Here is a 10,736-nt window from a genome sequence, read left to right on the forward strand (position 1 = left end):
GTGGCTTGTACACTAATATTTGGGGTTAATCACAAAGGGGTGATCCATTTCACAGAATAATAAATAAGGGGTAAATTCCACGCTTTAAGTGATCCAGATTACGGTAGAAATCCTGAACCAGCATATGATCTCGGGTATCAGACCGATGCAGGGGATAATCGTCGGTCGAGAAACAATCGAAATCACATATATCCTGTGTGTTTAGTCAAATCATTGGCAGCTTGAAAAAGAAGGTTCACATGTTAAACAACATTCGTATCGAAGAAGACTTGTTGGGTACCAGGGAAGTTCCAGCGGACGCCTACTACGGTGTCCACACTCTGAGAGCGATTGAAAACTTCTACATTAGCAACAACAAAATCAGCGATATTCCTGAATTTGTTCGCGGTATGGTAATGGTTAAAAAGGCAGCGGCTATGGCCAACAAAGAGCTGCAAACCATTCCTAAGAGTGTGGCAAATGCCATCATCGCGGCGTGTGATGAAGTCCTGAATAACGGAAAATGCATGGATCAGTTCCCGGTAGACGTTTACCAGGGTGGTGCGGGTACCTCCGTCAACATGAACACCAACGAAGTTCTGGCCAATATCGGTCTGGAACTGATGGGTCACCAGAAAGGTGAATATCAGTACCTGAACCCGAACGACCACGTTAACAAATGTCAGTCTACCAACGACGCATACCCAACTGGCTTCCGTATCGCTGTATACGCATCCATCATCAAACTGGTTGATGCACTGAACCAGCTGCGCGAAGGCTTCGAGAAAAAAGCTGTTGAATTCCAGGACATCCTAAAAATGGGTCGTACCCAGCTGCAGGATGCTGTACCGATGACCCTCGGTCAGGAATTCCATGCTTTTAGCGTACTGTTGAAAGAAGAAGTGAAAAACATTAGCCGTACCGCTGAGCTGCTGCTGGAAGTTAACCTCGGCGCGACAGCAATCGGTACTGGTCTGAACACACCGAAAGAGTACTCTCCGCTGGCAGTACAGAAACTGGCTGAAGTCACCGGCTTCGCCTGTGTTCCGGCAGAAGATCTGATTGAAGCAACTTCTGACTGTGGCGCATACGTTATGGTGCACGGCGCACTGAAACGTCTGGCTGTGAAGATGTCCAAAATCTGTAACGACCTGCGTTTGCTCTCCTCTGGTCCGCGTGCGGGTCTGAACGAGATCAACCTGCCGGAACTGCAGGCTGGTTCTTCTATCATGCCAGCTAAAGTGAACCCGGTTGTTCCGGAAGTCGTAAACCAGGTGTGCTTCAAAGTCATCGGTAACGACATCACTGTAACCATGGCATCTGAAGCTGGTCAGCTGCAGCTGAACGTAATGGAGCCGGTCATTGGTCAGGCAATGTTTGAATCCATTCACATTCTGAGCAATGCTTGCTACAACCTGCTGGAAAAATGCGTTAGTGGTATCACTGCTAACAAAGAAGTCTGTGAAGCGTTTGTATTCAACTCCATCGGCATCGTTACTTACCTCAACCCGTTCATTGGTCACCACAACGGCGACATCGTCGGTAAAATTTGTGCCGAAACCGGTAAGAGCGTACGTGAAGTTGTCATGGAGCGCGGTCTGTTGACCGAGTCTGAACTGGACGATATCTTCTCTGCACAGAACCTGATGCACCCTGCTTATAAAGCAAAACGTTATACTGATGAAAGCGAACAGTAATCGTGTAGGGTAGTACCGGAGAAGGCACGTCATGATGACGTGCCTTTTTTCTTACTCGAAGTTACTTAAAAACAACAATTTAATATCAACTTGTTAAACAACAAGGAAGGCTAATATGATAGTTTTAGAACTTATCATCGTTTTGCTGGCAATCTTTTTAGGTGCCAGACTTGGGGGTATCGGTATTGGATTTGCAGGTGGGCTGGGTGTTCTGGTTCTCGCCGCTATCGGCGTAAAACCCGGTAATATCCCGTTCGATGTTATTTCCATCATCATGGCGGTTATCGCTGCCATTTCAGCTATGCAGATTGCAGGTGGTCTGGACTATCTGGTTCATCAAACTGAAAAACTGCTGCGTAAAAACCCGAAATACATCACGATCCTTGCACCTATCGTGACCTATTTCCTGACTATCTTCGCAGGTACCGGCAACATCTCTCTGGCAACGCTGCCAGTTATCGCTGAAGTTGCGAAAGAACAAGGGATCAAACCTTGCCGTCCGCTCTCTACTGCAGTGGTTTCTGCACAGATTGCGATTACGGCTTCTCCAATCTCCGCAGCCGTGGTTTACATGTCTTCCGTAATGGAAGGTCATGGCATCAGCTACATTCACCTGCTGTCCGTGGTCATTCCGTCCACCCTGCTGGCTGTTCTGGTCATGTCCTTCCTGGTAACTGCGCTGTTCAACTCCAAACTGTCTGACGATCCGATTTATCGTAAGCGTCTGGAAGAAGGCCTGGTTGAACTGCGTGGTGAAAGACAAGTTGAAATCAAAGCGGGCGCAAAAACTTCTGTTTGGTTGTTCCTGCTGGGCGTGGTTTGTGTCGTCGTATATGCGATCGTCAACAGCCCAAGCCTCGGTCTGGTCGCTAAACCGCTGATGAACACCACCAACGCAATCCTGATCATCATGCTGAGCATCGCGACGCTGACCACGATCATCTGCCGCGTTGAAACTGACTCCATCCTGAACTCCAGCACTTTCAAAGCCGGTATGAGCGCCTGTATTTGTATCCTGGGTGTTGCATGGCTGGGTGATACCTTCGTATCTCACAACATTGACTGGATCAAAGATACTGCAGGTAGCGTAATTCAGGGTCATCCGTGGCTGCTGGCTGTCATCTTCTTCTTTGCTTCTGCACTGCTGTACTCTCAGGCTGCAACCGCTAAAGCACTGATGCCGATGGCTCTGGCTCTGAACGTTTCCCCACTGACTGCTGTTGCGTCTTTCGCCGCGGTTTCTGGCCTGTTCATTCTGCCAACCTACCCAACTCTGGTTGCGGCAGTTCAGATGGATGACACCGGTACAACTCGCATTGGTAAATTCGTCTTTAACCATCCGTTCTTCATCCCGGGTACTCTGGGTGTGGTTCTGGCTGTCTGCTTCGGCTTCTTGCTGGGCAGCTTCATGCTGTAAGTTTTTCCTGCAGGGTGCCTGGGCGCCCTGCAGTTCCTCCTCCCCACCCCGCTTTAGCTAACATCCTTCCCTCGTCCGTTGTATAGTGACCATTCTTTTGCTGGTTACTCTGTTCTTTCGAGGTGTTTATGCTTGATGTAAAGAGTCAGGATATTTCCATCCCCGATACCGTTGTGGTGCTCTGTACCGCCCCGGATGAAGCAACCGCCCAGGATCTCGCCGCCAAAGTGCTGGCGGAAAAGCTGGCTGCTTGCGTGACCCTGCTACCCGGTGCGACCTCCCTCTACTATTGGGAAGGCAAACTGGAACAGGAATATGAAGTCCAGATGATTTTAAAAACCACCGTCACACACCAGCAAGCCCTTCTCGATTGCCTGAAGTCACATCATCCGTATCAAACGCCTGAACTTCTGGTTTTACCCGTCACTCACGGAGACTTTGATTACCGCTCATGGCTCAACGCATCCTTACGCTGATCCTGCTGCTGTGCAGCACATCTACCTTTGCCGGATTATTTGACGCGCCTGGCCGCTCGCAGTTTGTTCCTGCCGATCGGGCGTTTGTTTTTGATTTTCAGCAAAACCAACACGATCTGAACCTCACATGGCAGGTTAAAGATGGCTACTATCTGTATCGCAAACAGATAAGCATTACGCCATCTCAGGCCGATATTGCTGAGGTAAAACTGCCGCCAGGCGTCTGGCATGAAGATGAGTTTTACGGCAAAAGTGAGATTTACCGTAAACAGCTGACTGTCCCGATCACGATCAATCAGGCTAAGTCTGGCGCAACATTAACGATCACATATCAGGGCTGCGCCGACGCCGGATTTTGCTATCCGCCAGAAACAAAAACGGTGCCATTAAGTGAAATGTCTGCTGGTTCCGCGGCCGCCTCTGCGCCAGCCCCAGCCACTGCAGATCCGCAAGAGAAACCGCAGCCCACGGCCCAACTCCCCTTCTCCGCGCTGTGGGCATTGCTGATCGGAATTGGTATCGCGTTTACGCCTTGCGTACTGCCGATGTATCCGCTGATTTCCGGTATCGTACTGGGTGGTAAGCAACGCTTATCAACCGGACGGGCACTGCTGCTGACGTTTATCTACGTTCAAGGAATGGCGCTCACCTATACCGCGCTGGGTTTGGTTGTTGCAGCCGCCGGTTTGCAGTTCCAGGCTGCGCTTCAGCATCCCTACGTCCTGATTGGCCTTGCCGTCATCTTTACGCTGCTGGCTCTGTCGATGTTTGGCTTGTTCACGCTGCAATTGCCTTCATCACTGCAAACGCGTCTCACGCTAATGAGTAACCGCCAGCAAGGCGGATCTCCCGGCAGCGTCTTTGCGATGGGGGCGATTGCTGGCCTCATCTGTTCTCCTTGCACAACGGCCCCGCTAAGCGCGATTTTGCTGTATATCGCTCAGAGCGGGAACATGTGGCTGGGAGGTGGCACACTGTATCTGTATGCGTTGGGGATGGGATTACCCCTGATGCTGATTACCGTATTTGGCAACCGCTTGCTGCCTAAAAGTGGCCCATGGATGGAACATGTCAAAACCGCTTTTGGCTTTGTCATTCTGGCGCTTCCCGTCTTCTTGCTCGAACGTATCGTTGGCGACGAGTGGAGCGTTCGCTTATGGTCACTGCTAGGCGTCGCGTTCTTTGGCTGGGCGTTCATCACCAGCCTACAGGCAAAGCACGCCTGGATGCGTATCGTGCAGATTGTCCTGTTAGCCGCAGCACTGGTAAGCGTGCGTCCATTGCAAGACTGGGCGTTCGGCGCGCCATATGCTCAAACCCAGGCACATCTTAACTTCACGCCGGTGGCATCGATAGATGCGTTAAATCAAGCACTGGCGCAAGCTAAAGGCAGGCCAGTCATGCTGGATCTGTATGCCGACTGGTGTGTAGCCTGTAAGGAATTTGAAAAATACACGTTCAGTAATCCGCAGGTTCAGCAAGCGCTAGGCAACACAGTGCTATTGCAGGCGGATGTGACAGCAAACAATGCACAGGATGTCGCACTCCTGAAACATCTACAGGTTTTAGGTTTGCCGACTATCTTGTTCTTTGATGCCGAGGGGAAAGAGCACCCGGAAGCTCGGGTTACGGGCTTTATGGATGCCGCGACCTTCAGCGCACATTTGCGCGATCGCCAACCGTGAGCGACACTTGCAACAGGAAATACGGAGGAGAATACCGTGCAACGTGAAGATGTCCTGGGAGAAGCCCTGAAATTACTTGAGGTGCAAGGGATAGCCAATACCACGCTGGAAATGGTGGCCGAACGCATCGATTATCCTCTGGATGAACTGCAGCGCTTTTGGCCCGATAAAGAGGCCATTCTGTACGATGCGCTGCGTTACCTCAGCCAGCGGGTGGATATCTGGCGGCGTCAGCTTTTACTGGATGACACGCTGAGCGCTGAGCAGAAATTACTGGCGCGCTACACTGCGCTGTCCGAATGCGTGAGCAATAATCGCTATCCCGGCTGTTTGTTCATCGCCGCCTGTACGTTTTACCCCGATCCCGGGCATCCGATCCATCAGTTAGCCGATCAGCAAAAAAAGGCGGCACATGACTTCACCCATGAGCTGCTGACGACGCTGGAAGTTGACGACCCGGCAATGGTCGCCAAACAGATGGAACTGGTGCTGGAAGGCTGCCTGAGCCGCATGCTGGTTAATCGTAGCCATGCTGATGTCGAAACGGCACACCGCCTGGCTGAAGATATCCTGCGCTTTGCCCAGTGCCGAATGGGCGGTGCGCTGACCTAAGCGAGCATTATCTGTTTTCGTCGTCTCTGCCGGATAGATTTGTGCAAACTTCAGGCATAACCATGCAGATTGCCGCAATATTAAGCGGTTGAACAATGTTTCCAGAAATTTGATTGACTGACAGACGTGAATACGGTTTAATGCGCCCCGTTGCCCGGATAGCTCAGTCGGTAGAGCAGGGGATTGAAAATCCCCGTGTCCTTGGTTCGATTCCGAGTCCGGGCACCACTATTTAGAAGAACCCGCCTATGGCGGGTTTTTTGCTTTCAGGGCTCCGCAAGATTTCTTATCGTTCTGCCCACAGCGACTCCTACCCCACCTCATCACGACAGTTAAACCTTTCACTGGAACCACGATGGCACTGCAAAAAATATAGCGGTATCAGGCACACCTCTTTGTCTGGCGTGCTTAACCGTAGGCTAAATTTGAGTAATTTATCTGAACAACCTTGGGCACAATACTGTTGCGGGAGCGCCAGGTCGCGCCGCATTTCATTGATAAGCTCGCTGAAGGTCGCCCCCCTCTTCCAGATGGCGTTGTAGGGTACACACATTCATCCCCAGGGACTGGAGCTGGTGCGCCGCCTCGACATCTGAAGCAAACGCCAGGGAGTAAATACCAACCTTCATCTACAATTGCCATCATACCGAGCAAATAATGAGTCAACGAGGAATCTGGATGGTGAAAACAAGAGTCATACAGTCAGCGCAGGGAGCCCATGCCTATCCGCTGCTGATCAAGAGCTTGCTGCTGTCGGGTGGGCGTTCTCATCCCGAGCGAGAAATCGTCTACGCCGACAAGCTGCGTTACGACTATCGCACCCTCAAACAGCGCATCCATCGCCTGGCAAACATGCTGACAGCGGCCGGTGTCATGCCTGGAGACACCGTAGCCCTGCTAGATTGGGACAGCCATCGCGCCCTCGAGTGCTTCTTCGCGGTGCCTATGATTGGTGCCGTGCTACACACGGTGAACGTCCGCTTCTCGGCGGACCAAATCGCTTACACCATGAATCATGCCGAGGACAACCTGGTACTGGTGCACGACGACTTCTTGCCGGTTGTCGAGTCACTGGCAGAGACACTGACCACTGTCCGGGGATACATCCAGCTTAGCGACGAAGAATCGAAGGCAACCAGCCTGCCGGTGCTGGGGGAATATGAGACCCTTCTGGCCGCAGCGAGAGATCGCTTTGACTTCCCCGACTTCGATGAAAACTCGGTAGCGACCTTGTTCTACACCACTGGAACCACGGGCAATCCCAAGGGGGTCTACTTCAGCCATCGTCAGCTGGTCCTGCACACGCTCAATGAGCTGGGCCTCCTGGCAGCCCACGAGGGACAGTCGCTGCTACGATCGAACGATGTCTACATGCCGATCACTCCTATGTTTCACGTGCACGCCTGGGGCGCTCCCTATGTCGCAACAATGCTGGGTGTGAAGCAGGTCTACCCCGGTCGTTACGAACCCAACAAGCTGGTGCGGTTCTATCACGATGAGGGTGTAACCTTCTCGCACTGTGTGCCAACCATCTTGCAAATGATCCTCGAGTGCGACGAAGCCACACGGACCGATCTGTCGGGATGGAAGATGTTGCTGGGTGGCAGTTCACTGTCCCTTGGACTGGCGACACAGGCCCACCATAAGGGCATACGCATTCACGCTGGCTATGGTATGTCTGAAACCTGTCCCCTGCTCTGTATGACCCACTTAAGCGATGCCGAGCTGGCCCTTCCCATGGATGAGCAGTTACCCTTGCGGATTCGAACCGGCCTGCCTGTTCCGTTGGTGGATCTGCGTATCGTTGATGGCGAAGGTCGGGAGGTAGTGCACGACGGCGAAGCCCTGGGTGAAATAGTGGTGCGAGCCCCTTGGCTGACTCAGGGCTACCTGAAGGAACCCGAGAAAGGAGCTGAGCTATGGAATGGCAGTTGGCTGCATACCGGCGACATTGCCTCTATCGATCCCCATGGGATAGTGGAAATAAAGGATCGCATCAAAGACGTAATCAAGACGGGCGGTGAGTGGATAAGCACGCTGGAGCTGGAGAGCCTCATCAGCTCACACGCGGCTGTCAGGTCGGTAGCCGTCGTCGGGATACCTGATGAACAGTGGGGCGAACGCCCCCTGGCTCTGGTGGTTTGCAAGGAAGGGGAAGACCTGGAGCCGCAGGCCATAGCGGCACATCTACAAGGATTCGTCGACCGCGGCCACATCACTAAATGGGCGATCCCGCGACAGATAAGGATAGTCCCGGATATTCCCAAAACCAGCGTCGGTAAGATCAACAAGCGCCTGATTCGGGAGCTCGAAGCCAGCAATGGGAAGGAAAGCATTTAAGCGATTTGTCGCATTCATAGCGTAAGGTTAACAACAGTCACGCTGTCTATATTTCAGGTAGCATGTCGGTATCAATACTCTGCCGGGGATCTCACCATCCCCGCGCGGATGCTGATCCCCCTTTAGCAAAATGGGTGCCAGGGCATGTTCATCGCCACAGGCACCTTCCATCCAGCCTGATCATTTACCTAAATCTGCTTTATTCAACAACGCCAGATTCATCCTCACTCATGCTTTCTTTGCTTTGAATGAACCGGAGCGCCAAATAAAGGTCTGGTGCCAGAATCATGTCGTCGTCTTTCATTGTCGGTCGACTCTCCTTAAACCAGCGTGTTAACTCCGTTTTCCGGCCCGCAAGAATTAACTTAATCTGCCGCCCCTTCAGGTCCCGTTTTAACTCATTAATGGTTGCCAGGACGCTGATATCTGAATAGGTAAAGCAAGAAACGGCGTCAATGACCACCCATTTCGGTTGTAGCGCAGCACCATCGACTAAATTCAAAACACGGCGCTTAAAATAGGCCACATTAAAATAGGTCAGCGGTGAGTTAAATCGGTACATCAACACGCCAGGGATCATTTTCACATCAGTTGAATTACCTAATGAGTGAATCATCCCATTTTCGTCAATTCCCAATAAGTGTTCAGTAGGACGGAAAACTGTGCGCAGGAACTGCAACAGACCCAGCAATACCGCAAGGCCAATCCCCTGAATAACACCAATAATCAGAACACAGCCAAAGGTGAAGAACGCCAGGCGAAATGCGGGTTTATTTCTTCGCCTCAGGTTCCAGAGTCCGCGTAAATCAATTAATGACCACGATGCATAAATTAGAACAATGCCTAATGCAGATACCGGAATAAATTGTAATGGCTGCGTGAAAAATACCACGACGATTCCGATGATTAAGGCAGCAACAACGGAAACAAGCTGGCTTTTCCCTCCAGAGGAATCATTTACCGCAGTCCGGGAATCGGCTCCGCTAATCGCAAACCCCTGAGATAAGCCAGACATTAGATTCGCGACACCCAAAGCCCTGAACTCAGCATCAGCATTTATTTCGTATCCGTTTTTTGCGGCAAAACTGCGAGCGGTTAGCATCAAGCTAACAAAACTGACTAACGCCAGGTTCAGCGCAGGGATCAATAAATCACGCGCCAGACCAGGCTGAAACGATCCCCAGTGAACGACGGGCAAACCAGACTGAAAGCCCGATCCCCCAATAGTGGCAATCCCATACTGCTGCGCAGATGTGATCCATACCAGTGCCGTTGTTATCACAATAGCAATCAACGGTGCTGGCCATTGGCTACGAAACGTTTTGATAGCTATTAAAATCGCTAACGTTAGGATGGAGATCCCTAAGGTTAATAAATGAATTTCTGAGAGTCGGCCAGGCAGGGCAATGATCTTCTCAATCACTTGCTCTTCATCAAGCGTAATCCCCAACACCTTACCGAGTTGCCCGACAATAATCGTCACGGCAACCCCGTTAAGCAAGCCCGTTAGAATGGGGTGCGAAAGCAAGTCAGCAAGCGCGCCCAGGCGAAATTTACTGGCAAGCAGGCACCATCCCCCCATCATCACAGTCATGACAATTGTCAACTGCCAGTGAAGTTCTGGGTTTCCGGCAGAAAGAGGAACCACAACGGCCGCAATCACCGCGCAGGTCGTGGCATCAGGACCAACAATCAATTGGCGGGAAGAACCAAACAGCGCATAAGCTAGCATTGGCAAAACGCAGGAATATAACCCGACGATAGCCCCGACTCCCGCCAACTCAGCGTAAGCAATCGCAACCGGTAGTGCTACGGCAGCAACGGATAACCCGGCTTTAACATCATGTTTTAGCCAGCTTTTATCGTACGCTAATAAATTTTTTAGCCCCGGCATGTAGTTTAATACCATTTTTCCGAACACTTTATTCTCCGGATAGACCCTTACTTATAGATAAAGGTACACGTAACTGTCGCAGGCGATCCTGATATTTTCGGGAGGTAATAAAGAAAATTCAGATTGGGGGTTTACCGCATATACCGCAGGAAGGCTTGTGTTATGGAGGTTTTGGATATTGCTTTGCACCCGATGGTGCGGTGTTGTGATGAGCCTGATGCGCTGCGCTTATCAGGCCTACAAAATACGTTCAGCCCGGCCCCTGTAGGCCGGATAAGGCGGCACGTCGCATCCGGCGGTTTTCATCCCGCACAGACGCAAAAAAGCCCATCCGGCAGGATGGGCTTCTTCACTAAATTAATGCCTGGCAGTTTATGGCGGGCGTCCTGCCCGCCACCCTCCGGGCCGTTGCTGCGCAACGTTCAAATCCGCTCCCGGCGGATTTGTCCTCCTCAGGAGAGCGCTCACCGGCAGACAACAGATAAAACAAAAGGCCCAGTCTTTCGACTGAGCCTTTCGCTTTTATTTGATGCCTGGCAGTTCCCTACTCTCGCATGGGGAGACCCCACACTACCATCGGCGCTACGGCGTTTCACTTCTGAGTTCGGCATGGGGTCAGGTGGGACCACCGCGCTA

General features: G+C 51.7%; 7 protein-coding genes, 1 tRNA gene and 1 rRNA gene. 7 read left to right on the forward strand and 2 right to left on the reverse strand.

Annotated features, from left to right (window positions below):
• Positions 1–239 precede the first annotated feature (239 nt).
• The 7 genes from aspA (at position 240) to OGX97_RS06025 (ending at position 8,206) form a co-directional block, all read left to right on the forward strand.
• Positions 240–1,676, forward strand: coding sequence for an aspartate ammonia-lyase (gene aspA, locus OGX97_RS05995; RefSeq protein WP_279850971.1), 1,437 nt, complete (start codon positions 240–242; stop codon positions 1,674–1,676).
• A 115-nt stretch (positions 1,677–1,791) separates the two neighbouring features.
• Complete coding sequence (dcuA, locus tag OGX97_RS06000) at positions 1,792–3,093, forward strand: anaerobic C4-dicarboxylate transporter DcuA (protein ID WP_003830670.1); 1,302 nt, start codon at positions 1,792–1,794, stop codon at positions 3,091–3,093.
• Positions 3,094–3,221: 128 nt separating this feature from the next.
• Complete coding sequence (gene cutA, locus OGX97_RS06005) at positions 3,222–3,569, forward strand: divalent cation tolerance protein CutA (RefSeq protein WP_003025447.1); 348 nt, start codon at positions 3,222–3,224, stop codon at positions 3,567–3,569.
• Positions 3,545–5,254 (forward strand): protein-disulfide reductase DsbD, encoded by a 1,710-nt coding sequence (locus OGX97_RS06010; protein ID WP_267458780.1) that lies wholly within the window; start codon positions 3,545–3,547, stop codon positions 5,252–5,254. The genes cutA and OGX97_RS06010 overlap by 25 nt, the downstream gene beginning before the upstream one ends.
• 36 nt (positions 5,255–5,290) lie before the next feature.
• Positions 5,291–5,866 carry a transcriptional regulator gene (locus OGX97_RS06015; RefSeq protein ID WP_008785982.1) on the forward strand — a complete coding sequence of 192 codons (576 nt, stop codon included), beginning with the start codon at positions 5,291–5,293 and terminating at the stop codon, positions 5,864–5,866.
• 152 nt (positions 5,867–6,018) lie between these two features.
• Positions 6,019–6,094, forward strand: a tRNA-Phe gene (locus OGX97_RS06020).
• A 450-nt stretch (positions 6,095–6,544) separates the two neighbouring features.
• Positions 6,545–8,206, forward strand: a complete 1,662-nt coding sequence (locus OGX97_RS06025) for a fatty acid--CoA ligase (RefSeq protein WP_235125766.1) — start codon at positions 6,545–6,547, stop codon at positions 8,204–8,206.
• A 199-nt stretch (positions 8,207–8,405) separates the two neighbouring features.
• Here OGX97_RS06025 and OGX97_RS06030 read toward each other — a convergent pair whose 3' ends face one another.
• Both OGX97_RS06030 and rrf read right to left on the reverse strand, forming a co-directional pair.
• Entirely contained in the window at positions 8,406–10,127 is a 1,722-nt protein-coding gene (locus OGX97_RS06030; RefSeq protein ID WP_235125769.1) for a SulP family inorganic anion transporter, read from the reverse strand.
• Between the two features lie 504 nt (positions 10,128–10,631).
• A 5S ribosomal RNA gene (rrf, locus tag OGX97_RS06035) occupies positions 10,632–10,736 on the reverse strand; the annotation flags it as partial.

The organism is Citrobacter sp. Cpo061 (assembly GCF_030332845.1).
Classification (GTDB): Bacteria; Pseudomonadota; Gammaproteobacteria; order Enterobacterales; family Enterobacteriaceae; genus Citrobacter; species Citrobacter portucalensis.